The 25,685-nt window shown below is 63.6% G+C and carries 25 protein-coding genes; 9 read left to right on the top strand and 16 right to left on the bottom strand.

Translation table 11 applies throughout. The features are described 5' to 3' along the window. Positions 1–67: 67 nt before the first annotated feature. From SB765_RS16390 to SB765_RS16400, 3 genes are all read right to left on the bottom strand, one after another. Positions 68–883, bottom strand: coding sequence for a sugar phosphate isomerase/epimerase family protein (locus SB765_RS16390; RefSeq protein ID WP_410931599.1), 816 nt, complete (start codon positions 881–883; stop codon positions 68–70). 31 nt (positions 884–914) lie between these two features. Next, positions 915–1,967 carry a Gfo/Idh/MocA family protein gene (locus tag SB765_RS16395; protein WP_410931600.1) on the bottom strand — a complete coding sequence of 351 codons (1,053 nt, stop codon included), beginning with the start codon at positions 1,965–1,967 and terminating at the stop codon, positions 915–917. Between the two features lie 140 nt (positions 1,968–2,107). Beyond that, complete coding sequence (locus tag SB765_RS16400; protein WP_410911182.1) at positions 2,108–2,884, bottom strand: IclR family transcriptional regulator; 777 nt, start codon at positions 2,882–2,884, stop codon at positions 2,108–2,110. A gap of 194 nt (positions 2,885–3,078) precedes the next feature. On the opposite strand from SB765_RS16400, the gene SB765_RS16405 reads away from it, so the two are divergent. Beyond that, positions 3,079–4,791 (top strand): FAD-dependent oxidoreductase, encoded by a 1,713-nt coding sequence (locus SB765_RS16405; protein WP_410931601.1) that lies wholly within the window; start codon positions 3,079–3,081, stop codon positions 4,789–4,791. 435 nt (positions 4,792–5,226) lie between these two features. Here the strand turns inward: SB765_RS16405 and SB765_RS16410 are convergent, their stop codons facing one another. The 3 genes from SB765_RS16410 to SB765_RS16420 form a co-directional block, all read right to left on the bottom strand. Next, entirely contained in the window at positions 5,227–6,720 is a 1,494-nt protein-coding gene (locus SB765_RS16410) for an aldehyde dehydrogenase (protein WP_410931602.1), read from the bottom strand. Positions 6,721–6,916: 196 nt separating this feature from the next. Continuing rightward, complete coding sequence (locus SB765_RS16415; RefSeq protein WP_028613596.1) at positions 6,917–8,299, bottom strand: aspartate aminotransferase family protein; 1,383 nt, start codon at positions 8,297–8,299, stop codon at positions 6,917–6,919. A gap of 42 nt (positions 8,300–8,341) precedes the next feature. Further along, positions 8,342–9,184, bottom strand: a complete 843-nt coding sequence (locus SB765_RS16420; RefSeq protein WP_341798324.1) for a LuxR C-terminal-related transcriptional regulator — start codon at positions 9,182–9,184, stop codon at positions 8,342–8,344. A gap of 281 nt (positions 9,185–9,465) precedes the next feature. Here SB765_RS16420 and SB765_RS16425 point away from each other — a divergent pair, with 281 nt between their 5' ends. The 3 genes from SB765_RS16425 to SB765_RS16435 all read left to right on the top strand — a co-directional run bounded on the left by SB765_RS16425 (position 9,466) and on the right by SB765_RS16435 (position 13,687). Next, entirely contained in the window at positions 9,466–10,848 is a 1,383-nt protein-coding gene (locus SB765_RS16425) for an APC family permease (RefSeq protein ID WP_410931603.1), read from the top strand. Positions 10,849–10,966: 118 nt separating this feature from the next. Continuing rightward, positions 10,967–12,547, top strand: a complete 1,581-nt coding sequence (locus tag SB765_RS16430; RefSeq protein ID WP_410931604.1) for an aldehyde dehydrogenase (NADP(+)) — start codon at positions 10,967–10,969, stop codon at positions 12,545–12,547. 204 nt (positions 12,548–12,751) lie between these two features. Further along, complete coding sequence (locus SB765_RS16435) at positions 12,752–13,687, top strand: LysR family transcriptional regulator (protein ID WP_341798321.1); 936 nt, start codon at positions 12,752–12,754, stop codon at positions 13,685–13,687. Here SB765_RS16435 and SB765_RS16440 read toward each other — a convergent pair. Next, positions 13,657–14,868, bottom strand: a complete 1,212-nt coding sequence (locus SB765_RS16440) for an MFS transporter (protein ID WP_410931605.1) — start codon at positions 14,866–14,868, stop codon at positions 13,657–13,659. The genes SB765_RS16435 and SB765_RS16440 overlap by 31 nt on opposite strands. A 194-nt stretch (positions 14,869–15,062) precedes the next feature. Here SB765_RS16440 and SB765_RS16445 point away from each other — a divergent pair, with 194 nt between their 5' ends. Then, the gene (locus SB765_RS16445) at positions 15,063–16,436 is read left to right on the top strand and encodes an 8-oxoguanine deaminase (protein ID WP_338746946.1); all 1,374 of its coding nucleotides are present in this window, start codon (positions 15,063–15,065) and stop codon (positions 16,434–16,436) included. 120 nt (positions 16,437–16,556) lie between these two features. Further along, a complete protein-coding gene (locus SB765_RS16450; RefSeq protein WP_410931606.1) occupies positions 16,557–16,739 on the top strand; it encodes a hypothetical protein in 183 nt (60 codons plus the stop codon). Between the two features lie 56 nt (positions 16,740–16,795). Here the strand turns inward: SB765_RS16450 and SB765_RS16455 are convergent, their stop codons facing one another. The 7 genes from SB765_RS16455 to SB765_RS16485 form a co-directional block, all read right to left on the bottom strand. Then, positions 16,796–18,208 (bottom strand): MFS transporter, encoded by a 1,413-nt coding sequence (locus tag SB765_RS16455; RefSeq protein ID WP_341798318.1) that lies wholly within the window; start codon positions 18,206–18,208, stop codon positions 16,796–16,798. Between the two features lie 135 nt (positions 18,209–18,343). Beyond that, on the bottom strand, positions 18,344–18,781 hold the full coding sequence (gene aroQ / locus SB765_RS16460) for a type II 3-dehydroquinate dehydratase (RefSeq protein WP_341798317.1): 438 nt from the start codon (positions 18,779–18,781) through the stop codon (positions 18,344–18,346). A 3-nt stretch (positions 18,782–18,784) separates the two neighbouring features. Continuing rightward, entirely contained in the window at positions 18,785–19,603 is an 819-nt protein-coding gene (gene aroE, locus SB765_RS16465; RefSeq protein WP_410911191.1) for a shikimate dehydrogenase, read from the bottom strand. Further along, entirely contained in the window at positions 19,600–20,832 is a 1,233-nt protein-coding gene (locus SB765_RS16470; protein WP_016500333.1) for a CaiB/BaiF CoA transferase family protein, read from the bottom strand. The genes aroE and SB765_RS16470 overlap by 4 nt, the downstream gene beginning before the upstream one ends. After that, a complete protein-coding gene (locus tag SB765_RS16475; RefSeq protein WP_410931607.1) occupies positions 20,829–21,284 on the bottom strand; it encodes a MaoC family dehydratase in 456 nt (151 codons plus the stop codon). Before SB765_RS16475 ends, SB765_RS16470 begins: the two co-directional genes overlap by 4 nt. Further along, the gene (locus tag SB765_RS16480) at positions 21,281–21,679 is read right to left on the bottom strand and encodes a VOC family protein (protein ID WP_341798313.1); all 399 of its coding nucleotides are present in this window, start codon (positions 21,677–21,679) and stop codon (positions 21,281–21,283) included. Before SB765_RS16480 ends, SB765_RS16475 begins: the two co-directional genes overlap by 4 nt. Next, positions 21,676–22,623, bottom strand: coding sequence for a ketopantoate reductase family protein (locus SB765_RS16485; RefSeq protein WP_410911193.1), 948 nt, complete (start codon positions 22,621–22,623; stop codon positions 21,676–21,678). Before SB765_RS16485 ends, SB765_RS16480 begins: the two co-directional genes overlap by 4 nt. A gap of 93 nt (positions 22,624–22,716) precedes the next feature. Here SB765_RS16485 and SB765_RS16490 point away from each other — a divergent pair, with 93 nt between their 5' ends. Continuing rightward, complete coding sequence (locus SB765_RS16490) at positions 22,717–23,652, top strand: LysR family transcriptional regulator (protein WP_341798311.1); 936 nt, start codon at positions 22,717–22,719, stop codon at positions 23,650–23,652. Here the strand turns inward: SB765_RS16490 and SB765_RS16495 are convergent. Beyond that, positions 23,639–24,127 carry a GNAT family N-acetyltransferase gene (locus tag SB765_RS16495; protein WP_410931608.1) on the bottom strand — a complete coding sequence of 163 codons (489 nt, stop codon included), beginning with the start codon at positions 24,125–24,127 and terminating at the stop codon, positions 23,639–23,641. The genes SB765_RS16490 and SB765_RS16495 overlap by 14 nt on opposite strands. Positions 24,128–24,246: 119 nt before the next feature. Between SB765_RS16495 and SB765_RS16500 the strand changes: the two genes are divergently transcribed. Together SB765_RS16500 and SB765_RS16505 are read left to right on the top strand one after the other, a co-directional pair. Further along, on the top strand, positions 24,247–24,837 hold the full coding sequence (locus SB765_RS16500) for a biliverdin-producing heme oxygenase (protein ID WP_341798309.1): 591 nt from the start codon (positions 24,247–24,249) through the stop codon (positions 24,835–24,837). A 180-nt stretch (positions 24,838–25,017) separates the two neighbouring features. Then, positions 25,018–25,392 carry a hypothetical protein gene (locus tag SB765_RS16505; protein ID WP_341798308.1) on the top strand — a complete coding sequence of 125 codons (375 nt, stop codon included), beginning with the start codon at positions 25,018–25,020 and terminating at the stop codon, positions 25,390–25,392. Positions 25,393–25,491: 99 nt separating this feature from the next. Here the strand turns inward: SB765_RS16505 and SB765_RS16510 are convergent, their stop codons facing one another. Continuing rightward, complete coding sequence (locus SB765_RS16510) at positions 25,492–25,650, bottom strand: DUF2986 domain-containing protein (RefSeq protein ID WP_341798307.1); 159 nt, start codon at positions 25,648–25,650, stop codon at positions 25,492–25,494. Positions 25,651–25,685: the final 35 nt, after the last annotated feature.

The following is a 25,685-nucleotide window of genomic DNA, read 5'->3' on the forward strand; positions in this document are numbered from 1 at the left end:
CGGCCTCTTCGCAGCACAAGGCTGCTCCTACAGGGGTTAAGCGGGAGATTGTGTGATGGTTCCGAAATCAGACGGTGACCAGCACCGCCATGGCTTTCTCCAGCGCCATGCGCGCGCGCTGTTCGCCGCTGATTCCTTGCTCCAGCAGCTGCCGTGTGGGGATTTCCAGGCTCAGCGGCACCGTGGGCGGCAAGCCGCGCAGCAGGCTGACCAGGTCGGCATCGCCGTCACCAGGGAAGCGCCGCTCGTTTCGCGCCTGGCGCAGAATCTCGTCCATGTCGGCGGGTACCGGGCCGGCGACATCGCACAGCTGGGCGTAGCGCATGCGCTGCGGCGCCAGTTGTGCCAGGTCGCCCAGCGAAGACCGGGAGCGATTGAAGTGGAAGGCATCCACCAGCACGCAGCCATTGCTGCGGTCGGCGTTGGCCACCACCCGCATGGCCTGGCTCAGGTCACGCACATCGGTCCAGGGCATGAACTCCAGATGCGGGTAAATGCCATACCTCGCTGCCAGGTCACACAACGCGGCAAAGCGCTCGGTGAGACGGGCTTCATCCGGGTCGTTGCCGGCTACCAGCAGCTCTGTGCCACCCAGCTCAGCGCCTACCGCCAGAATCGGTTCGAAATCGGCCACGCAGGTTTCGGGCTTCAGGCGCAGTATTTCCAGGTCGAGCACCTTGATACCGGTGTCGCGCAGGCGCGCCTGGGTTTGCCGGCGCAGGTCGGCGTCGGCCACAAGCGGGAAGTGCTGCTCCTGCTCGGTGGCCGGCACCAGGCGCAGGCCAACGTGGCTGTAACCGGCGCGGGCAGCTGCCTCAACCATGTCCGGCGGGGACAGTTCGAGCACCGTCAGGGCGGCGAGGGAGAAAATTCGATCAGTCATTGTTCGTCACCAAAATCAAGTCAGGGTCTGCTTAGGCAATCTGCTCGGGGGCACAGGCCCGGCCGCTTTGCGCCGCCTGGCGGATGGCTTCGATCAGCGCCAGCGTGCGGCCACCGTCGGCAGCGTCGATCAGCGGCGCCTGCTCACCGCGGGCAACCCGTACGAAATGCTGCAACTGCAGGGTCAACGCCTCGCCGTCAGGAATGGTTTCTTCGCTCTGCAGCAGCGGCGTGTGCCAGCCAGACCCCGCCTCGGCGTAGTGCCAGCGCTTGAGCTGGGGAATACTCAGCGCCCCTTGGGTGCCAGCCAGCAGGTAGCAAGGCTGGCCATCCTGGCGCGGGTAGATAGGGCTTTCGCCGGAGTCCAGCTCCCAGCTCCACGGCGCAGCCACCGCGTCCGAGCCGGTCAGGCTGCCCAATGCGCCGTTGGCAAACTGCAGCAGCACCGCCGCGCTGTCTTCGTTGGCAAAACCGCGTACATCGTTACGGGTGAACGCCTGCACCTGCACCACCTCGCCGCACAGATGGCGCAGCAGGTCGAGGTCGTGGATCAGGTTGGTCAGCAAGAAGCCGGCCCCCGGCTCGCGACGCCATGGGGTGTCGAAGTAGCTGTCTGGCTTTTGCAGTTGCCACAATGCGGTGACATTGATCAGCCGGCCGAGCTTGCCGTCGGCAATCACCTGGTGCGCCTTGGCGATCAGTGGATTGTGCCGACGGTGATGGCCGACCAGCACTGGCACACCCCGGCTGCGCGAGGCTTCTACCAATGCACGGACTTCATCCAGGTGCACGCCCACCGGCTTCTCGACCAGCACTGGCACGCCGGCCTCAATGCAATCCAGCGCGGTAGCCACATGCAGGTTGTTCGGGTTGGCAACGATCACCGCCTCGGGACGCACACGCTCCAGCATCTGCCGGTGGTCGGCAAAACAGGGCACGCCGCACTCGGCGGCAAAGGCCTCGGCCTGCGGGCCCGGGTCGGCCACCGCGCACAATTGGGCTTGCGGCACGATACGCAGGTGCTGATAGTGCTGGCGGCCCATGATGCCGGCGCCAATCAAGGCAATACGAAGGGGTGCATTCAACAGCCTGTCCTCTTGTCGTTGTTGTTGGGCAGATTCTGAAACCGAATTCCAGAATCAACACTCGACAATTTAGAACCAAGTTCAGCTTTTCAGAAGAACCGGTAGAACAGACTGTGCGGTAATCGACCAGTAATGTGCCTTCAGGCAAACAATTCGCTTGCCCGGCTGGCTGCAGACAGCTCTTGCGCCGCCGCCATCAACAGCGGCGCCAGCTCTGCCAGGCGGCTTTGCGCCATCCGTGCGCTAGGCCCGGCGATGCTCAATACGCCAATCACCTCGTCCGTTTGCGGGCGACGCACCACCGCCGCCAGGGCCGAGGTACCGATGGCCGAGGTTTCCTGGACCCAGGCATAACCCTGTTCGCGGGCACGGTGCAGGTAGGCAAGCAGCTCCTCGGTGGAACGTGGCGCGTTCGGGCCGAACTGCGCAGGGTCGGCAATGCCTTGGCGCAACACCATCTGCAGCGCCTGTTCATCGTCCAGGCTGGCCAGCCAGGCATGCCCGGAGGCGGTGTAGAACAGTGGCGCATCGCGGCCCATGTCGGGGTCGTAGCGCAGCCCGGAGCGGGCGCCTTGGGACTTGGCGATCCAGGTCTGGCGGGTACCGTCGATCACGCCAAGGCGCACCAGTTCGCCGCTGTCCTGGGCCAGGCGGTCGAGAATCGGCTGGATGATGTCGGCACCGTTGCTGGACAGGTAACGAAAGCCCAGCGCCACCAGCTTGGCCGATAGCTGGTAGCGGCTGTTATCGCGGTTCTGCCGCACGTAGCCTAGCCGCACCAGCTCGGTGAGCATGCGGTGGGCTGCGCTTTTGGGGATGTCCAGGCGCTCGGCCAGGGTTTGCAAGGGCAGCCCCTGAGGTTCGCCGGTAAGGCTCTCTACAAGACTGAAGGCGCGTTCGATCTGACTACCAGCCATGACACAGTTCCCTGATTTTTTTGCGGATTCTAGAAGATGATTCCATATGAGCGGTAGAGCGCGCAGCCAGCCTCCCGTGAAATGTCCGGTTATCGCCCATTAGTTGCCCTTCCAGGCTGCCAGGCCATTGCGGGCCGAGCAGCTGCGGATAAAAATATGGAACCTTGTTCTAATAACAAAACAGGAACGCCGCAATGCCTTCTGCTGCTCTCGATACCGAATACGATGTACTGGTCATAGGCTCCGGCGCCGCCGGGCTGGCTGCGGCCGTGACAGCTGCCTGGCACGGGCAGAAGGTGATCGTGCTTGAGAAGGAACCCGTGTTTGGCGGCGCCACCGCGTGGTCGGGCGGCTGGGCATGGGTGCCACGCAACCCGCTGGCCCAGCGGGCTGGCATTGTGGAAGACATCGAGCAGCCACGCACCTACCTGCGAAATGAACTGGGGGCGAATTACAACGCCGAGCGTGTGGATGCGTTCCTCGAAGCCTGCCCGCACATGGTGGCGTTCTTCGAAAAACACACAGCGCTGCAGTTTGCCGACGGCAACGGCATCCCGGACATGCATGGCGACACACCCGGTGCGGCCCAGGGCGGGCACCAGGTAATTGCCGCGCCGTACGACGCCCGCCAGGTGGGCGCCTTGCTGCCGCGCCTGCGCAAGACCCTGCGCGAAACCTCATTCATGGGCATGCCGATCATGGCCGGCGCAGACCTGGCCGCCTTCCTCAACATGACCCGCTCGCCCAAGGCCTTGCTGCACGTGTGCAAGCGCTTTGGCCGCCACCTGTATCACCTGGCCCGGTATGGCCGGGCGATGCACCTGGTCAACGGCGTGGCATTGGTGGCGCGCCTGGCCAAGTCGGCACAAGACCTGGGCGTGCACCTGCAGGAGTCGGCGCCGGCCAAACGCCTGCTGGTCGAAGAGGGCCAGGTACGCGGGGTGCTGGTGGGCACACCGCAGGGCGACCGGCAGATCCGGGCCAAGGCCGTGGTACTCGCGGCAGGTGGTTTCCCCAACGACAGCGCCCGGCGCCGGCAGCTTTTCCCGCGTGATGCCAGCGGCCATGACAACCTGGCCCTGCCGCCGCAGGGTTGTTCCGGTGACGGGCTGCGCCTGGGCGAGTCGGCCGGTGGCGTGGTTGCCACCGACCTCAAATCGCCAGTGGCGTGGGCACCGGTTTCGCAGGTGCCGCACCGCGACGGCAGCGTCGGCCACTTCCCGCACATCATCGAGCGCGGCAAGCCCGGCATCATTGGCGTGCTGGCCAACGGCAAGCGCTTTGTCAACGAAGCGCATGGCTATTACGACTATGTGTCAGCCATGGTCGCGGCGGTGCCGTCGGACGAGGAGGTGTGCTCGTGGCTGGTTTGCGACCATCGCTTCTTGCGCCGCTATGGCTTGGGTTACGCCCGCCCGGCACCGCTGCCGGTAGGGCCGCATGTGCGCAGCGGCTACCTCAAGCGCGGCGCCACGCTCGAACAACTCGCCCAGGCGTGTGGCATCGACCCGTCCGGGTTACGCGCCACGGTCGATGACTTCAACAGCCACGCCCGCAACGGCCAGGACCCGGCATTCGGCCGTGGTTCCACACCGTTCAACCGCAAACAGGGCGACCCGCAGCACAAAGGGCCCAACCCTTGTGTAGCACCCATCGAGCATGGGCCGTTCTATGCGGTGAAGGTGAAGCCTGGCTGCTTTGGCACCTTTGCCGGGCTGCGCACCGATGGCAGTGCCCGCGTGCTGGACGAGACCGGGCAGCCGATCCCGGGGCTGTATGCTGCAGGTACCGACATGGCCAGCGTGTTTGGTGGCTGGTACCCGTCGGGTGGCATCAACCTGGGCCCGGCGCTGACTTTTGGTTATGTGGCCGGGCGGCACATTGCCGGGGTGCAAGGGTACGAGTGAGGTACGCCGAAAGGTTTGCAGCGTTTATGAGATCGATCGCCGCCCGCGCGGCGCTTCGCGACGCAAGGCCGCTCCCACATTTGTTGCAACGTGGCCATGCCTGTGAGGCCATGGCTATCACCCTTGGCGCACGACTTAAGACAGGTGGTGCGGCAGCCGCGCCAGCCTGGAGGTATTGTCACACCAGCAAGGCGGGCAACCATGACCTGACAGGTTTGGCACGTTGCAACAAATGTGGGAGCGGCCTTGCGTCGCGAAGCGCCGCGCGGGCGGCGCTCGATCTCACAGGCGCTGAAACTGCTGCGGCGGACATAACTGTCAGCCTGATCTGATTTTTTGTCGCCCGATGCTTGCATCAGGTGGCAGGCATTTCTGCGCTCGAAGTTGTCGGCAATCGCCATCACCCGTTCGGCAAGGCCAGGTGCTCTGCGAACCTCAGCCGCGCAGCTGGTACCAAGTGGTCTTGAGCTGCGAATACTTGTCGAACGAATGCAACGACAGGTCGCGCCCGAACCCCGACTGCTTGCCACCGCCGAAGGGCACCGTCACATCCAGCGCGTCGACCGTGTTCACCGACACGGTACCGGCTTTCAACGCCCGCGCTACCCGGTGCACCTGGTTGAAGTCATCGCTCCACATCGAAGCCGCCAGGCCATAGATACTGTCGTTGGCCAAGCGCACCGCTTCTTCTTCCGTGTCGAAGGCGCTGACTGCCAGCACCGGCCCGAACACTTCCTCCCGCGCCAGGCTCATGCGGCCATGGACACCGGCAAAAATGGTCGGCTCGATGTAGTTGTCCGACCCTTCGATGGTCAGGCGCCGACCGCCACACACCAACCGTGCGCCCTCTTGCCCGGCGCGCACAATGGCGGCTTCGATGCGGCCGGTTTGTTCGGCATCGACAATGGCACCAGCACGGCTCGCCGGGTCCAGCGGGTTGCCCGGCAACCACTGGCGGGCTTTGGCTTGCAGGCGCTCGACAAATTCGTCATGGATGGAGCGCTGCACGTACAGCCGCGAGTTGGCCGAACACACTTCGCCCTGGTTGAAGAAAATACCGAATGCGGCCTTTTCCGCCGCCAGGTCCAGGTCCTGGCAGTTTTCGAACACCAGGTTGGGGCTCTTGCCGCCGCACTCCAGCCACACCTGCTTGAGGTTGGACTGCGCCGAGTACTGCATGAAGTACTTGCCCACCTGGGTGGAGCCGGTGAACACCAGGCAGTCCACATCCGGGTGCAGGCCCAGCGCCTGCCCAGCCTGCTCGCCCAAGCCAGGCACCACGTTCAGCACGCCTTCCGGCACACCGGCTTCCAGCGCCAGCTGGGCCAGGCGCAGGGCCGAGAACGGTGATTGTTCGGCAGGTTTGAGCACCACGCTGTTACCGGCAGCCAGCGCCGGGGCGAGCTTCCAGGCGGCCATGTCGAGCGGGAAGTTCCATGGCACCACGGCAGCGACCACGCCGAGGGCTTCGCGGGTGATGGTGGCCAGCGCATTGGCAGCAGTGGGCGCCACCTGGTCATACAGCTTGTCCAGCGCCTCGCCGTACCAGGCGAACACATGGGCCGAGCCCGGCACGTCGATGTTGTAGGCGTCCATCACCGGCTTGCCCATGTTCAGCGAGTCAAGCAACGCCAGTTCTTCGCGATGGGCCATGATCAGCTCGGCCAGGCGCAGCAGCACCTTCTTGCGCTCGCCTGGGGCCATGCGCGGCCAGGGGCCTTGTTCGAAGGCCCGACGTGCGCTGGCCACGGCAAGGTCGACCTCGGCCTGGCCGCAGGCGGCGACCTGGGCCAGTACGGTGTTGGTTGCGGGGTTGATGGCGGCGAACGTGGCGCCATCCTGTGCGTTGACGGGTTTGCCGTTGATCAGCGCCTGGGATGGCAGGTACAGGTCCGAGGCGCGTTGTTGCCAGAATTCGAGGGTGTACATTTGTACTCCAGGCGACCGCGGTGGCGATCATTTTTGCGGAAGTAACAGGTACCACACAGTCCGCAAGCGCGCCTCGCCTCCTCTGTGGGAGCGGGCGTGCCCGCGAATCAGGCGACACGGAGGATGGCACCGGCTTCGCCGGTGTTCGCGGGCATGCCCGCTCCCACAGGGGAAACCGGTTGCCCTTGGCAACGGCTTAGAGCTTGCCAACCAACCGAGCGGTGCGGTCCACGGCAATGCGGGTTTTCTCCACCAGCTCATCCAGCTCGCTGTGGTTGGCGATCAAGGCCGGTGCCATGATCATCCGGCCCAGGGTCGAGCGAATGATCACCCCTTCCTCGAAACCAAAGGTGCGGCATTGCCAGGCCAGGTCGTTCTCGTTGGCGAAGCGTTTGCGCGTCGGCTTGTGCTCGGCGAACTGCAACGCTGCCACCAAGCCGGCCCCCTGCACCTGGCCGATCAACGGGTGGTCGGCGAACACCTCGCGCAGGATGCGCTGCAGGTACGGCCCGGTGTCATCCTTCACCTGGGTGACGATGCCTTCGTCGCGCAGCGCCTTCAGGTTGGCAATCGCCACCGCCGCCGCCACCGGGTGGCCGGAATAGGTCAGGCCGTGGGCAAACACCCCGCCACGTTCCACCAGCGCCTCGGCAATACGCTTGCTCAGCACCAAGCCACCCATGGGCACATAGCCGCTGGTCAGGCCCTTGGCGATCGACAGGGTGTCGGGCTCGAAACCGAAGTATTCATGGGCAAACCACTCGCCGGTGCGGCCAAAGCCACCAATCACCTCATCGGCGCACAACAGCACGTCATACTGGCGGCAGATGCGCTGGATTTCCGGCCAGTAGCTTTCCGGCGGGAAAATCATGCCGCCTGCGCCCTGGAACGGCTCGGCGATAAAGCCGGCAACATTCTCGGCGCCCAGTTCCAGGATCTTTTCCTCCAGCTGCAAGGCGCAGCGGCGGCCGAACTCGGCCGGGGTCAGCTCGCCCCCCTCGGCGTACCAGTACGGCTCATCGATGTGCGCAACATCCGGGATCAGCCCGCCCATTTCGTGCATGAACTTCATGCCGCCCAGCGCCGTGGCCGCCAGAGTCGAGCCGTGGTAACCGTTCCAGCGGCCAATCATGACCTTCTTGTTCGGCTGGCCGACCACTTGCCAGTAGCGGCGTACGGTACGGATCAACACTTCGTTGGCTTCAGAGCCGGAGTTGGTGTAGATCGCATGGCTGTAGTGGCCGGGCAGCAGGCTGAACAGCAGCTCGGACAGTTCGATCACCGCCGGGTGGGTGGTGTGGAAAAACATGTTGTAGTAGGCCAGCTGGTCCATCTGCGTGGCGGCAGCGACAGTCAGGTCGCGGCGCCCGTAGCCGAGCTGGGTGCACCACAGGCCAGACATGCCATCCAGGTAGCGCTTGCCCTCGCTGTCCCACAGGTGCAGGCGTTCGCCACCGACGATCACCCGCGGGCCTTCGGCATTCAGCGCCTTCTGGTCGAGGAAGGCATGGATATGGTGCGCGGCATCGGCTGCCTGGTAGTCGCGGGTCTGGCGTTGCGGGGCGAAAGGCGCATTCATTGTTGGTTTTCCTTTGCGGTGGGGTTGCAGGGTGGCTGTCGCTCAGCGCAGCTTGCCCATGTAGCTTTCCAGCGGGTCCTTGCCCAGCACGCCCTGGGCATTGGCCAGCGCGTCGATGAACAGGGAAAACAGCTCGGACTGGGTGCCGATGTCGAGCTTGGCGTAGACGTTCTTGCGGTGCGACTTGATGGTGTCTTCCGACACGCCCAGGCGCTCGGCCAGCGACTTGGTCGAGTGGCCACGCAGGATCAACTGGGCGATACGGCACTCACGCTCGGTCAGCAGCGAGCTGCCAAAGTTGTTCAGCGCCGCGTGGATGCGTTGTTCGAGGATGTTCTCGAAGCGCCCGGCGCGGCTGTCCAGCCCGGCGAAGTGCTTGCTCAGCACCGCCAGCACCCAGGGCGTGATGCGCCCGTACAGCTCGCGGCTGTGTGCATCCAGCTTCTCGGTGAACGCCAGCGACACCGCCAGGCTCTGCCCAGGCGCAACCTGCAGGATGTAGTTGAGCTCATCCTCCAGGTGCGAGTGCCGGTAGAACGACTGGTAGTACTCGCTGACCTCGAAATGGTCGGGTGCCACTTCGAACAACCCATAGCACCCCGACGCTACCTGCTCCACACAGGCACCGTAGAACGGGTCGAGCAGGTAGAAGCCGGACAAGTAGCGGCTGACATTGCCCTCAGGCTGCCAGGGCGCCTTGTCGTCCTGCTCGAACAGCGCACAAGGCATGCCGTCGTGCGGGTACAGGTACACCGTGGTCGCCTGGATCGGCCGGATAACGCCAAGTGCGGCAAACAGGTTGGCGGCAAAGCCCGGTCGGCCGATTGCCTCGGTGACCTTGGCCAGGTGCTCGAACCACTGTTCTGAAAGCAATTGATTAGTCACTGTGGGCCTGCCGTTTCTATTCAGTGGCACCGCCGCCAGTGCGGTGCGTTGTTGACCAGATACTCCCACGCCACTGCAGGCGCCGAAATCACCCTTTGGGGTGAGCCGGGCGAGGCTGTACCCGCTCACCCCAAAGGGTGATTCCGGGTACCTGCAGGGTGTGGGAGCATCAACCCGCCCCAGCGCTGCGAGCCTTCCGCTCGACCTCCTTGCACTTCACCCACCGGTAACGAGCCTGCTCGCGTACTGCGGTGTCTTGCATCCCCTTCCAGGAGTTAGCAATGCATACAACAACAAGTACAGCCCATAGCCCCTCACATGACACCGCCGCGCATCCCTGCGCCAACACCGGCCGCTTCCGCAAGTCCATGGGGCTGACTGCCCTGGTCCTGTTCGGCCTGGCCTACATGGTGCCCCTGGCCGTATTCACCACCTACGGGCTGGTCACCCAGATGACCAAAGGGCACCTGCCCACCGCCTACCTGCTCACCCTCGCCGCCATGCTGCTGACTGCCTACAGCTACGGCCGCATGGTCCAGGCCCACCCCTACTCCGGCTCGGTCTACACCTATACGCGCAAGGCCTTCGGCAGCCACATCGGCTTTATTACCGGCTGGACACTGCTGCTCGACTACATCTTCCTGCCGCTGCTCAGCTACCTGCTGATCGGCATCTACATGTCGGAATACTTCCCGGCCATCCACGCCTGGGTGTGGGTGGCAGGCTCCATTGCCCTGGTCACCTTCCTCAACCTGATCGGCATCGAGTCCATCACCCGGGTCAACTGGATCCTGGTGGTGGTGCAGCTGGTGTTCATCGTCGTCTTCGTCGCCCTGTCCGTGCTCAAGCTCAGCGGGCAGGCGGAGCCAGTGTCGCTGCTGGCCCCCTTCCACCACGAAGGTTTCAGCTTGCCGCTGATCATGACCGGCGCTGCCGTGCTGTGCCTGTCCTTCCTGGGGTTTGATGCCGTCTCGACCATGGCCGAAGAAACGACCAACCCGACCTACCGCATTCCGGTGGCGATCCTGGCGGTTTCACTGATCGGCGGCTTGCTGTTCTTGGTGGTGTCGTACTGCGCGCAAATGGTGTTCCCCGACTGGGGCAGCTTCGCCGACCCGGATTCGGCCTCGGTGGATGTGATGCGCCGTGTCGGCGGCGAACTGCTGGTAGCAGCCTTCACTGCCACCTATGTGGCCGGCTGCTTCGCCTCGGCCATGGTGTCCCAGGCCAGCGTGTCGCGCGTGCTGTTCGCCATGGGCCGCGACGGCGCGTTGCCGCGGGCGTTCGGCCAACTGGTGACGAAAAAACGCGTGCCAGCCACTGCCATCCTGGTGGTCAGCCTGCTGTCGCTGATCGCCCTGGTGATCACCCTCGACACCGTGGCCAACATGATCAGCTTCGGCGCGCTGTTCGCCTTTTCGGCGGTGAACCTGGCGGTGGTCAAGCACTACCTTGTCGACCAGAAACTGCGCGGTGGCCGCAACTACCTGCTGTACGGCGCCATCCCCGGCCTGGGCTTTCTCAGCACGCTGTGGCTGTGGAGCAGCCTGACCAGCCTGTCGTTCACCATCGGCCTGTGCTGGATGGGCATGGGCCTGGTGGTGCTGATGGGGCTGACCCGAGCGTTCCGGGTGAAGCTGCCGGAATTGCAGATGGCGGAGTGACGCTACACGCTGGGTGATAACTGGTCGTTATCACCCGATCCGCATTAATCATTATTCAGCCCCCCGTTCGCCCCCTACAGTCCCGGTGCAACGACTGTCATTGCCAACGGGAAACGAAATGTCCATCGAACATCGCCTGAACCATATCGCCGGCCAACTCAGCGGCAACGGTGACGTGCTGCTGAACAGCGTCGACGCCCACACCGGCGAGCCGCTGCCTTACGCCTTCCACCAGGCGACCGGCGACGAAGTAGAGGCTGCCGTGCAGGCCGCCGACGCCGCCTACCCCGCCTACCGCACCACCAGCCCGGCCCAGCGTGCCGCTTTCCTCGACGCCATTGCCAACGAGCTGGACGCACTGGGTGACGACTTCATCCAGCATGTGATGCGCGAAACCGCGCTGCCCGAAGCCCGCATCCGTGGCGAACGCAGCCGTACCAGCAACCAGCTGCGCCTGTTTGCCGAGGTGGTACGCCGAGGCGATTTCTACGCCGCACGCATCGACCGTGCCCAGCCCCAGCGTACCCCGCTGCCGCGCCCGGACCTGCGCCAGTACCGCATCGGCGTGGGCCCGGTGGCCGTGTTCGGTGCCAGTAACTTCCCGCTGGCCTTCTCCACCGCTGGCGGTGACACCGCCTCGGCGCTGGCCGCTGGCTGCCCGGTGGTGTTCAAGGCCCACAGCGGGCACATGCTTACTGCCGCCCATGTGGCTGGCGCCATTGACCGCGCGGTGGCCAGCAGCGGTATGCCGGCAGGTGTTTTCAACCTGATCTACGGTGCCGGCGTGGGCGAAGCGCTGGTCAAGCACCCGGCCATCCAGGCGGTCGGTTTCACCGGCTCGCTGCGCGGTGGCCGCGCCCTGTGCGACATGGCGGCGGCACGCCCGCAGCCGATCCCGGTGTTTGCCGAAATGAGCAGCATCAACCCGGTGATCGTCCTGCCTCAGGCGCTGCGAGCCCGTGGCGAGCAGGTAGCCAGCGAACTGGCCGCCTCGGTGGTGATGGGTTGCGGGCAGTTCTGCACCAATCCGGGCCTGGTGGTAGGCATCCAGTCGCCGCAATTCGCGCTTTTCCTGCAAACGTTGGTAGCCCGCATGGCCGACCAGGGCCCCCAGACCATGCTCAACGCCGGCACCCTGCGCAGCTACCAGAACGGTGTCCAGCACCTGCTGGCACACCCGGGTATCCAGCACCTGGCCGGGCAGCCACAAACCGGCAACCAGGCCCAGCCGCAGCTGTTCAAGGCAGACGTAAGCCTGTTACTGAACGGCGACCCGCTGTTGCAGGAGGAAGTGTTCGGCCCGACCACCGTAGTGGTGGAGGTGGCCGATGCCGAGCAACTGGCCGAAGCGCTGCGCCACCTGCAGGGCCAGCTGACCGCCACCCTGATTGCCGAGCCTGATGACCTGGAGGCCTTTGCCTCGCTGGTGCCGTTGCTGGAGCGCAAGGCCGGGCGCCTGCTGCTCAACGGCTACCCGACCGGTGTAGAGGTTTCCGATGCAATGGTGCATGGCGGACCTTACCCGGCCACCTCCGACGCACGCGGCACCTCGGTCGGTACCTTGGCCATCGACCGCTTCCTGCGCCCGGTTTGCTTCCAGAACTACCCCGATGCACTGCTGCCGGATGCGTTGAAAAACGGTAACCCGCTGAGGATTGCGCGGTTGCTCGATGGCGTAAGCAGCCGCGACGCGGTGTGATAGGGAGCCTGCTGAGCAGGCACGGTGCAACTTAGCCGTGCCAGGCGTGCAGGCTGCCGCATACCCTCGAAAGCTCACACGGCCAATGGGGGAGCCGGCCTGCGCGAAGAGGCCGTTACAGGCGCAGGCCATTGATGAAATTTCATTGTCAGAATTCACTATGCTCCACTGACAATGGAACTCAATTCATCAACAAGGCCAGCCATGTACTCCTCCGAACGCCTTAAAGGCATCGACGTATTCGTTGCCGTCGCTGATCTGGGCAGCTTCACGGCAGCCGCAGAGCGGCTCAACCTCACCAGCTCGGCCATCAGCAAGAGCGTGGCCCGGCTGGAGGCCCGCCTGGGCACACGGCTGTTCAACCGCACCACACGCACCTTGTCGCTCAGCGAGGCTGGCGTCATCTTCTACCGTACCTGCACCTCGGTCCTGGCCGACCTGGAAGAGGTCGAGCACGCACTGGTCGCCAGCGACAACGAACCCCATGGCAAAATCCGGATAGAACTGCCAGCCTCCTACGGCCGCCTGCATGTGCTGCCCTTGATTCTGGACTTCATCCGCCTGCACCCATTGCTGCAACCGCACGTGTCTTTCTCTGACCGTTTTGTCGACCCGGTGCACGAAGGTATCGACATCGTGGTGCGAATCGGTGGCCCGGATGCTTGGCCGGCCGCACTTGGCCACCAGTACTTCGGTGCCCAGCGCCTGATGTTCTGTGCCGCACCCGCCTACCTGGAAAAGCACGGCGTGCCACAAGACGAACGCGACCTGGAATACCACCACTGCGTCGGCTATGGCCATACCGATGGCATGGTCAGCCCCTGGCTGTTCAAGGGCCGCCAACCTGGCGAAATGGAACGACGCAGCGTACAACCCCGCATCGCGGTGGGGGACGGTGAAGGGGAAGTTGCAGCAGTGCTGGCCGGTCATGGTATCGGCCAGCTACCAACCTGGCTGACCCAGCAACACCTCGATCAAGGGCGGCTGGTCGAAGTGTTGCCCGCGCTGGCCACCGACGGCCTGCCAATGAATCTGGTGTGGCTCAAAAGCCGCGAGGGGCTACCCAAGGTCCGCGCCCTGCTCGACTACCTGCTGCCTCGGCTGGCGCCTCATGGTACCCGGGCCAGCGACGCGCGCTGACGCGCAAGGCCGCCGACCAGCGGCACAAGCCCCAGCGCCACCACGGCCACGCCTGCGGCTACGTAGCCCAGGTATTCGATACCCAGGCCAGGGATGGTCAAGCCACCGAGGACGGCGCCCAGGCCAATGCCCGCATTGGCCGCCGACACATTGGTGCTACCGGCCAAAGCCTGGGCATGTGTCACAGACCCCATCACCCGTACCTGGCTGATGGGGTATAGCGCGGTGTTGGCCACACCCCACACCCCCAGTGCCAGGCAGAACACCAGGCCTGCATGGGCCAGCGGCACGATCGCCGCCATGCCGATGGCCAGCAACAGCAGAAACAGCGCCGTCGCCCTGAGCGGTGAACGGTCCACGACCCGTCCACCGATCCAGTTGCCGAGCAGGCCCACTGCGCCAAAGCCCATCAGCCACCAACCGGTATGCGCGGGTGGTACACCCGCGACCCGCTGCAGCAGCTCGGCCAGGTAGCTGTAGCCTGTGAACATCGCGGTGAACACCACCACCGACAGCAGGACATTGGCAAGGAAATAGCGCTCCTTGAAAATGCGTGCCTGCTGCATGAAGTCGATTTTTGCCGCGCGGGCAACGTGCGGCATCCACACCCACATGGCCAGCGCCATCAGCAATGACAGCGCGGCCAGCATCCAGAATGCGCCACGCCAACCCACGGCATTGGACGCCACGGTGCCCAGCGGAATACCCAGCAACATCGCCGCCGAGATGCCCAGGTACACCTTGGAAATGGCTTGCCCTGCTTTATCAGGCCCGGCCAACTGGCCGGCCGTTTCACTGGCCGTGCCCCAGAACACCGGCAACGCCAGTGCCGGGACGACCCGGGCAATGGCCAGCACCCAGAAACTGGTCGAGGCCGCAGCCAATGCATTGGCTGCGGCAAATACCAGCAGAATGGTGATGAATAAACGCTTGCGGTCCAGGTGCGCCAATGCCGCTGTCAAGAACGGGCCGGCAAGCATCACAGTAAAGGCAAACAGCGTGACCAACTGCCCCGCCATCGAGATGGAAACCCCAAGGTCCTGGCTGAGCGCGGGCAACAAGCCGACAATCAGGAACTCGGTGGTCACGATCAAGAAGGCCGAAAAGGCAAGGACCGCGACGCTGATTGCAGCAATACGGCCAGTGGGAGTAGCCCCAAGGCGGGGTTCAAAAGCAGACATCGAAACAGGCTCCAGAAAAGATCCTGCTAGTCTATTGATAAATTAAATTCCTATTTTTGGTTATTTTTCACGAATTGAATGAATCAAAATCATCAATATCACTTGAGTGTATACAACTTACTGGGTTCCTGATTACATTATCCCTCGCCTACGACCTCGGTAATCGCCAAGGCGTATTGCAACGGGCTTAAGCCATGTTATCTGCAACCGGTAAGAAAACCCTCCTCGTCAAAAACGCTGCACTTCTGGTCACCATGGACGGCGAACGCCGCGAGATCAAGAACGGCGGCTTGTACATCGAAGACAACCTGATCAAACAAGTCGGCCCCACCGATACCCTGCCACAACAGGCCGACGTCATCCTCGACATGGCCGGCAAAGTGGTCATCCCAGGCCTGGTCAACACCCACCACCACATGTACCAGAGCCTCACCCGCGTGGTGCCGGCAGCCCAGGACGGCGAGCTGTTCAACTGGCTGACCAACCTGTACCCGATCTGGGCACGCCTCACCCCCGAAATGATCGCGGTGTCGACCCAGACCGCCATGGCCGAACTGATCCTGTCGGGCTGCACCACCTCCAGCGACCACCTGTACATCTACCCCAACGGCTGCAAGCTCGACGACAGCATCCACGCCGCCGCCGAGATCGGCATGCGCTTCCACGCCGCGCGCGGCAGCATGAGCGTCGGCCAGAGCCAGGGCGGCCTGCCGCCTGATTCAGTGGTGGAAAAGGAAGCTGACATCCTCAAGGAGTCCCAGCGCCTGATCGAGGACTACCACGATGCCAGCCACGGCTCGATGCGCCGCATCGTGGTAGCGCCGTGCTCGCCCTTCTCGGTCAGCCGCGACCTGATGCGTGAAGCCGCCGTGCTGGCTCGCCAGTACGGGGTGTCGCTGCACACCCACCTGGCCGAGAACGTCAACGACATCGCCTACAGCCGCGAGAAGTTTGGCATGACCCCTGCCGAGTACGCCGAGGACCTCGGCTGGGTCGGCCACGACGTATGGCATGCCCACTGCGTGCAGCTCGACCAGCACGGCATCGAGCTGTTCGCCCGCACCGGCACCGGCGTCGCCCACTGCCCATGCTCGAACATGCGCCTGGCCTCGGGCATTGCCCCGATACGCAAGATGCGCGACCACGGCGTACCGGTGGGCCTTGGGGTCGACGGCTCTGCCTCAAACGACGGCGCCAGCATGATCGGTGAAGTGCGCCAGGCCCTGCTGCTGCAGCGGGTAGGCTTCGGCCCCGACGCCATGACCGCCCGCGAAGCACTGGAAATCGCCACCCTCGGCGGCGCCAAGGTGCTCAACCGCAATGACATCGGCGCCCTTGCCCCGGGCATGGTCGCCGACTTCGTCGCCTTCGACCTCGGCCACGTCGCCTATGCCGGTGGCCACCACGACCCGCTGGCGGCACTGGTGTTCTGCACCCCGACCCAGGTGCACACCAGCGTGATCAACGGCCGCGTCGTGGTGAAGGACGGCCAGTTGGCCACCGTCGACCTGCCACGCGTGCTGGAGCGCCACAACCAGTTGGCACACCAGCTGGTCAGCGGCAACTGATGTACCCGGGCTGCTGCGGCCAAGGCCGGTTGCAGTAGCCCACACCTCCCATTCAAAACTCAACGAATGCGACTGAGACCGTGCTGTTAGACGCATAAATAACAAAGCGAGCTACTCACCATGACCTCTCCCGCTTCACCTCGTCCGGAAGACGAATCGCTGGCCACCGAGCACCTCGGCGTGCGCATCGAGCCCATGGCACAGCTTGCGGCGCAGGCGCTGGCGCTTGATGGCGTTGTCAAGCCACGCGATACCTTGCAGAGTTGCATTGCCTGTACCGCCCATGTCACCGGCCAGATTTAGCGCGGGCTATGTGGGAGCTGGCTTGCCGGCGATGGGGTGCGAAGCAGCCCCAGGTTTCAGGTGCGCAGGACCTGCTCCCCGGCATTGCTCGGCAAGCGAATGGCATCCGCCAACGCCACGCAGGCAATCAACGCAACGCCAATCAACGCCCAGTGGAAGTCGCTGACTGTCATCTCGCCTTCGCCGCCCCGCACCATCATCGCCACGCGCAACAGCAGTGCCACCACCGCCACACCCAACGCCATCGCCAGCTGGAAGCACATGCTGAACAGCGTCGAAGCCTCGCCCATCTGCTGCTTGGGCACTTCGGCAAAACCGACAGCGTTGTACGTGGTGAACTGCATCGAGCGCGAAAGCCCGCCCACGAACAACACCACGGCCATCCAGTACCACGGCATGCCTTGCTGCAAGCCCAGGCAGGCCAGAATGCAACCAACCCCGATCAGCCCGTTGACCAGCAACACGCGGCGGAAACCATAGCGGCGCAGCAACCCGGTGGTAAACGGCTTCATCGCCAGGTTGCCGGCGAAGATCGCCAGTACCAGCAGCCCGGCATCCACTGGCGACAAGCCGAAACCAATCTGCAGCAGCAACGGGATCAGGAACGGCAAGGCGCTGATCGACAGGCGGAACAAGGTCCCCCCCACGATGCTGACCCTGAACGTGGGAATAGACAGGGTATCCAGTGGCAATAGCGGCGAAGCATGACGCCGGCAATGGCGAATTGCCAACCAAGTCAGCAAGCCGCCCAGCGACACCAGTCCCAGCCCGGCGCCCAAGCTGCCACCCGCCAGCGAGCCAAGCATTTCCAGGCCGACTAGCCACGCTGCACAGGACGATGCCAGGAAAACGAACCCCAGCGTGTCGAAACGGCGTTTTTCATCTGACCGCGCATTCGGAATCAGTACCCAGGCAGCCGCAATGGCCAGCAACCCGAGGGGGATGTTCAGGTAGAAGATCCAGGGCCACGACCAATGCGTGACGATAAGGCCGCCGAGTGGCGGGCCCAATACGGGCGCCACCAGGCCGGGCCAGGTGATCACTGCGAGCATTTTCACCAGGTCCTTCTTCTCGGTCGTGCGCAGCACCACCAGCCGGCCCACAGGTACCATCAGGGCACCGCCAATGCCCTGAAGCACCCGGGCGGCGACGAAGGTTTCCAGGGTCGGGGCCATGCCGCACAGCAACGACGCCACGGTGAACAGGCCGATGGCCCCGGCAAATACCTGTCGCGGTCCGAAGCGGTCGGCCACCCAGCCACTGAGCGGAATGAACACCGCAACTGCCAACAAGTAGGCACTGATGCCGATGTTCAGGCTGACAGCGCTTTCACCGAAGTCACTGGCCATTTGCGGCAAGGCCGTGGCAATCACGGTGGCGTCGAGGTTTTCCATGAAGAAGGTGATAGCGACCAGCAAGGCGATGCACGTGGCTTGGCGGGGGGTGTTGGTTGTTGCCAGGCTGGCCAAGGTTACAAATCCTTCTGGTGGGTCATGGGGCTCTGTCGCGTCGGGACGCTACCGGGACCTGAGCAAACCGCTCATCCTGCGGGAGCGGGTTAACCCGCGAACACCGGCACAGCCGGTGCCATGCAACGCGAACGTTCAGATCATCTTCATGGCCGCACGCAATGCCAGCAGGTAGGTCTCGACGCCAAACCCGCAGATCTGCCCGCGCACCACTTCGGCAAATACCGAATGATGTCGGAACGGCTCCCTAGCATGGATGTTGGACATATGTACTTCAACCACCGGCGCTTCGAGAATGGCCAATGCGTCACGAATACCATAGCTGTAATGGGTCCATGCCCCGGCATTGATCAGCACCGCATCCACCCGGCCCTCAACGGCCTGGTGGATACGTTCGCACAGGGCACCTTCGAAGTTGGTCTGGAAGCTCTCGACCCTCGCCCCCAGCTCTTCTCCCAGCGCCTGCAAGGCCTGATCAATGTCGGCCAGGGTCGCGGAGCCGTATTGGCGCGGGTCGCGCTTGCCGAACATGTTGTGGTTGATGCCGTGCAGCATCAGGACATTGGCGGCCATGGCTCACTCCAGCGGGATCGTCAGGCGATCGATCACAGCACGGGTTTCGGGCCGTATCCCTCGCCACCAGGCAAACGCCTCTGCGGCCTGTTCGACCAGCATGCCCACGCCATCAGCAACCCGTGCCACACCGGCCTCCCGCGCCAGGTGCAGGAACGGCGTAAGGCCTTTGCCATACGCAAGCTCATAGGCCAGCCGCGTCTCGCCCAGTACCGCGCCAGGTAACGGCGGCAGTTCCCCGACCAGGCTGGCGGAAGTGGCGTTGACCACGATGTCGAAGGTTTGCCCTTGCAGCGCTTCGTATCGGCTGATACGCAACCTCGGGTGATCCAGTTCGTTTCGCAAAGCAAGGGCTTTGCTCATGTCGCGGTTGGCAATCACCAGCTCGCTGGGCCCCGCCTGCAGAAAGGGCAAAAGTGACCCACGTACTGCACCACCGGCACCGAGCAGCAACACGCGGCGGTTGCGCAGCGGTTCACCGTGGTTGTCTTCGATGTCGCGCAGCAACCCGATACCATCGAAGTTTTCGGCCACGATGCAGCCATCTTCGAACTTGAGTGCGTTGGCAGCACGGGCCAATTGCGCACGCTCACTGCGCCGGTCAGCCAACTCGAAGGCGCGCAGCTTGAACGGCGCAGTGATGTTCATGCCCAGCCCGCCATCACCGCGAAACTGCAGCACCTGGGCCTCGAAGCCTTCCAACGAGCCCTCGATGGCTCCATATTCCAGGTGCTGGCCGCTGGCCTGGGCGAACAGGCCATGAATCAGCGGTGACTTGGTATGGTTGATCGGCCGGCCGATCACTGCGTAACAGTCGCTCATCGTGCATCTCCGTGGGTAAACAGCACACCGTCTGCCTGCATGGCGGTGATTTCTTCAGGGCTGAAGCCAAGCGCCGCGGCCACTTCGGCATTGTGCTGGCCGAGGTCCGGGGCCACTTGGTGGATCGTGGTGTCACAGTCGGAAAAGCGAAACGGCAGGTTGGGCAGGCGCAAGGTGCCATAGCGCGGGTGCTGCTGCTCGATGACCATATTGCGCGCCTGGATTTGCGGGTCGGCCAGCACCTCGTCGATGCGCTGGACCTTGGCACTGGGGATATCGATGGCGTCGAGCAGGGCGAGGATGTCAGCCACCGAACGCGCGCCCACCCAATCACGGACCACTGCCAGAATCGCCTCGCGGTGGGCATTGCGGCCGTTGAGGCTGTGGTAACGGCTGTCGTTGCCAAAACCTGCAGGGCCGCCGTTGGCTTCGAGCATGGCTGCAAAACGCTGCCAGGCATCATCGACCTGGGCAGCAATCACCAGGTCGCCATCCGCGGCGCGGAATACGCCATACAAGGTGGACGTGGGCATGTCATGGCCGGTCTGCTCGGGCAGCACGGTGCCGTCGGACAGCGTGTAACACTGCACGGCGTATTCATGCATCGACACCAGCGTGTCGTACAGGGCCATGTCGATGTGCTGGCCGCGACCACTGCTCACCCGCCCCAGCAACGCCGCGTTGATAGCCGCGACAGCGTGGATGCCGGTGTACATGTCGCCCAGCGAAATGCGCAGCAGTGGCGGCGCTTCACCCGGCACGCCGACCATCTGCATGATCCCGCTCTTGGCTTCGGCAATAAGCCCGAAGCCGGCGCGATGGGCATCCGGGCCGGTGTGGCCGTAGGCGGAAATCGAGCAATACACCAGGCGCGGATTACGCGCCGACAGCTCGGCATGGCCCAACCCAAGCTTGTCCAGCGCGCCCGGCCGGTAGTTCTCGATGAACACATCGGCCGAGTCGGCAAGGCGCTGCATGAAAGCTTTGCCGCGCGGGTCCTTCATGTTCACGCTGACGCCCTGCTTGCCCATGTTCAATTGCAGGAAGTAGCCACTCTGCTGATCGTCCAGGGTAAACGCGTGCTGGCGGCCGGCATCGCCGCTACCCGGTCGTTCGACCTTGATCACTTCGGCGCCCAGCGCCGCCAGGCAACGCCCGACATAAGGGCCGGCAAGGAAGTGGCTGTAATCGATGACGCGGATACCCGCCAATGGCAATGCCTGGCTCATGCCTGCACCCTCCGCGGCACCATCAACCGGTGCTCGCCACGCTGCACGACCTGCCCATGCTGGTTGATCAGTTCCGATGGCAGTACCACGATGCCCCAGCCTGGGCGGCTGTTGCTCGGGCGCATCGCACCCACGCGAATGCGCACGTGCAGCACATCGTTGACCTTGATGGGTAACACGAAGTCCCAGGTCCAACCCAGCGACATGCCCGGCAGGAAGCGGTAGGCGCACTGGGTCTTCAAGCCATCTGCAATCGAAAGGCCGAACAGGCCATGGGCGACCAGGCATCCGAAGTGGCTGGCATTGGCGTAGGCCTCGTCCACATGCACCGGGGTGTGGTCACCGGTCAGGTCGGCGTAGGCCAGGATACGCTCGCGGGTCACGGTGTAGGTCGGGCTGATGCACTCATCGCCTTCGCGGGCATCGTCCCAGTACTTTTCAATCACGCTCATGCCTGTACCTCCGCGCGTGGGTCAATCGCCAATGCCTGCGCGACACAGGCCCTGGGCAGCGCCTGGATGAATTCCACTGCCAGACCATCAGGCAGGCGCAACCAGTTGCGGCCCTGGGGCATTTCGCTGACACCGAAGCGCTGCGCCGCAGCCAGCGCCGCCTCCAGGTCTTCGCACATGATGCCCAGGTGCGCCATGCGCCCTTCCGGGCCGTCGAAATCGGGCTGATGGATGAATTGCAGGCCTCCCATCGTCCAGTACTGAACGGGCTGCTCGATGCTGCCCTGCACTTCGCGCAGGGTCATGCCACACACTTCACTGAAAAAGCGGATGTGCCACTGGATGTCACGCACCCAGAAGGCGACGTGTTCGAGGTAGGCTTTTGGCTGGCTCATGCGTTGTCCCTTTTCTGGTGATCGGCCATCGCGCGCTCGATGCCCTTGATACAGGCCACCAAGGTGGCGTTGACGGGTGTAGCGACGCCATGACGCTGGCCCCAGCGCACGACGGAGCCGTTGATGAAGTCGATTTCGGTGACCGAGCCTTTTTCCAGGCTTTGCAGCATCGAGGTACGGAAACTCGATGGCAGACCTTCGGCAGCCAGATGCCAGGCGGCATCGGGACTGTTCAGGCTCAAACGGATACCGGCGCTGCGGGCCACGGCGATGGCCTCGGCCACGGCGGCCTTGGCCGTTTGCTCCAGCAAAGGCTCGTTGTAGAGCTGGCCATAACTGAGCATGGTGATACCGCTGAGCGCGCCGGTAGCGACATTGACCAGCAGCTTGTCCCACATGGTGCCGAGGATGTTGTCGCTAACCGTGGTGGCCAGCCCGGCAGCGTTGAAGGCCTCGGCGATGGCCTGCACGCGGGGTGTCAGTTGCCCGTCCAGCTCGCCGATGTATGTGTGTTTGCCCGCCACGCCAGCACGGATCGACCCCGGTGCCAGCAGCACACCGCCCACATAGGTCTTGCCAGCCAGTACCCGCTGCGGCCCGACCACCTCGGCCAGAATGTCCTCGTGCCCCAGGCCGTTCTGCAGCGACAGCACCAGCGTTTGCGGGCCGAGCAGCGCCGTGGCACCGGCAATCGCTTCGGCGGTGTGGAACGACTTCACCAGCACCACGACCAGGTCAGTCACGCCCACGTCGTTGGCATCGGTGGTGGCATTGACACGCACTTGCCGCTCGCCGTGTTCGTCCTGCACCTGTAAACCGTGCAGGTTGATGGCTTCGACGTGCTCGAGGCTACGGTTGAGCAGCCAGGTTTGGTGCCCTGCCTCGCTCAATGCCGCGCCAATCGCGCAGCCCAGGGCGCCGGCACCCAGAATGCAGATTTTCAAATCGCAGACCTCCAGTGGTTTGCGATTACCTTATGCAGGGCAGCTCATTGGGGCTATACAATGACCTTAATACGCCCATTGAGATTTACAATAATGAGTGCCGCCGACGTACTGCCTGAACCTAAGCTGCTGCAACTGTTCGACCTGCTTTATCACTGCCGCAGCGTCACCCGCGCCGCAGAACAGTTAGGCCAGAGCCAGCCAACCGTCAGCATCTGGCTAGCCCGCCTGCGTCAGCAACTGAACGACCCGTTATTCGTACGCACCCCAGGTGGTATGGCCCCAACTCCGCGCGCCGACCAGTTGATCGGGCCTTGTCGCGAGGTGCTTGAATCACTGCGTCGGCTGACGGCTTGGGAACCACAGTTCACCCCTGCCACTGCGCAGAGGCGCTTTCGCCTGTGTGTCAGCGATGCCAGCCATATCACCTTGCTACCCAGTATTCTCAACCACCTGCGCAACCATGCCCCAGGCATTCGCCTGGAGGCAGCGCGCATCGACGGCAATAGCGAAAGTGCCCTGGAGTCGGGCGAGGCCGACCTGGCCATTGGCTTTGTGCCCTGGCTGGGTGGCGGGATGTACCAGCAGGTATTGTTCGAGCAGGACTGGGTGTGCCTGAGCAACCGCCAGCACCCGCGCCTGGCACACGGCATGGACGTGGCCCGTTACCACGCCGAGGGCCATGTACAGATCAGCGCGGGGACCGGCCAGAAGTTGCTGGAGGCCGGCCTGGCCCGGGCCGGTATCGAACGCCGGATCGTGCTGGAGCTACCAGGGTTTCTGGGGCTGGGGATGATCGTCGGCAGCACCGACCTGGTCGCCACTCTGCCAAGGCATATCGGCCACACCCTTGCCGACATGCATGACCTGCAGGTACACGATTGCCCATTTGCGGTAGAGGGTTTCACTGTAAAACAGCACTGGCATGCGCGCTACCACCAGGACAGCGGCAACCGCTGGCTCAGGGAAGTGATCCACGGCCTGTTCGGTCGACCGGCCGGACATATTCGTGTGGTTACAGCGCCATGACCATCTCATGCCAAGCCATGCCGCCATGATCCGACGGCGACGGTTTCACGTACTGATACCCCATCTTCTGGTACAGCGCCACATGCTGCTTGCACATCAGGTGAATGGTCTGCTTGCCCGAGGCCTTCATGCGGGCGATGAATTCGTCCATCAAGCGCTTGGCGTAACCATTGCCCTGGTGCACCGGGTCCACCACCACCGACATGATCACCACGTTCGGTGCTGCCGGGTCATGGCCGATCAGTTCCTTGAAGTCTTCATCAGACATGACGACTTCGTGGGCGCAACCGCTATTGATGAAGCCAACGATCTCACCTGCGTTTTCCAGGATCAGGAAGCCTTGCGGATACTGCGCGATGCGGGTGCGGATCTTCTCCAGCGTGGCCGCTTCATCCCCTTCATAGGCGCCGATTTCAATGGCGTAGCAGCGCTCGGCGTCTGCAACAGTGGGGGTGCGGAACTGCGGGGTATTCATGGCTGACTCCTTGGAAACGTGAAAGCGTCAGGCATGGTAAACCAGTAGCGTTGTGCTTGCCGCCTACCTGGGATGGCACGCATCATGGGCGCATTGCCTACTCGCTCACGGAAACGCCTATGACCGCTGCCCTACTCCCTCTCACAGCGCCAGGACGCTGCAAACGCCTGAAAGCGGCCAGCAGCAGCGACCATGACAACGTCGACGAACTGGTGATGGCGGCGCGACCTTTCGAGAGCCGTGAGCGTTATGGCCACTTCCTGCAGGTACAGCACCGCTTTCACGGCAGCCTGCTGGCGCTGTATCAGGACGAGCAGCTGAACCGGTGGCTGCCGGGGCTGGTTGAGCTGTCGCGTTTTGCCGCAGTCGAGGAAGACCTGCTCGATCTGGGTCTGCCGCTGCCAACGCCTCCCCAACCGGTCAGTGCCAGCCCGGCCCAGGCCCTGGGGTGGCTGTATTGCAGTGAAGGCTCCAACCTGGGTGCAGCGTTCCTGTTCAAGCAGACCCAGCGCCTGGGCCTGAATGGCAATGAGGGTGCCCGCCACCTGGCGCCGCACCCCGATGGTCGTGCACTGCACTGGCGCGAGTTCGTGGCCAGGCTTGATGGCCTGGTGCTGGACGAGGAGGAAGAAGCAGAAGTTGTGACGGGGGCGATTGCTGCGTTCGACAGTTATCGGGCACACCTGCGAGAAGTGTTCGCAGGCCAATGAGCATAGGGTATGTACAGGGGTAATCAGGCGTCAAAAGTTCTACAAGTTGTTGCTGCAGCGAACTTTTTCCCGTTTACCGGTCTATCTGGGAGGCACAGAAAGGTAGCGGCACGCGAGACAAGGTTCGCCCCACACCTGCTGGCCAGATGGCTCAATTGTTATCAGAGGTTGGCTTCGCTCATGAAAATACATGTCGCAAGGTTGGTGCTGCTCGGCCTGTTCTCGTTCGCGGCGGTGGGCACGGCATCGGCAACACAAATGAAAGCACCGGTGGCGCCGGCGCCGGCCGTTCAGTCACCGCTGCAGCCTGCCGGCAGCCCGTGGTCGAGGGTGGCCAGCGTGGCAGATACACAGCCCGCCACGCTGCTGGCGCACGACGACGACCGCTGGCATGACCATAGAAGCGACTGGCGCCGTGAGCAGTGGCGGCGCGAGCAAGCCCGGCGGGACTGGGAGCGGCGGCGTGACTGGGAACGGCGCCGCGATTGGGAGCGCCGCCATGAGCGGGCCATGCACCAGCGCCACCATGACGACTACCGATATTACCGCCGTTGACCATCACGCCTGATGCGGGTCGCACGCTCTGTGGGACAGCGGTCTGGTGCTGCTTGATCTGGCCTCATCGCCGGCAAGCCAGCACCCACAGGTACAGCGTCAGCTTAGCGCTGCATCAGGGGTATCCCCCGCCGCCTCTGCTTCCATCTTCAAGCGGTCTGCCTTGCAGATGTACTTAGGCTTGCGCGGCGCCAGTTTGGCATTGGCTTTTTTGGCATGCGCGTCCAATAGCTGCTTGATCTTCTTACGACGGTTCATAGTCCACGGGGCCTGTCAGTGCGGTTTTGCTGACC

The sequence above is a fragment of the Pseudomonas sp. SIMBA_067 genome, from assembly GCF_046534675.1.
Lineage (GTDB): Bacteria > Pseudomonadota > Gammaproteobacteria > Pseudomonadales > Pseudomonadaceae > Aquipseudomonas > Aquipseudomonas putida.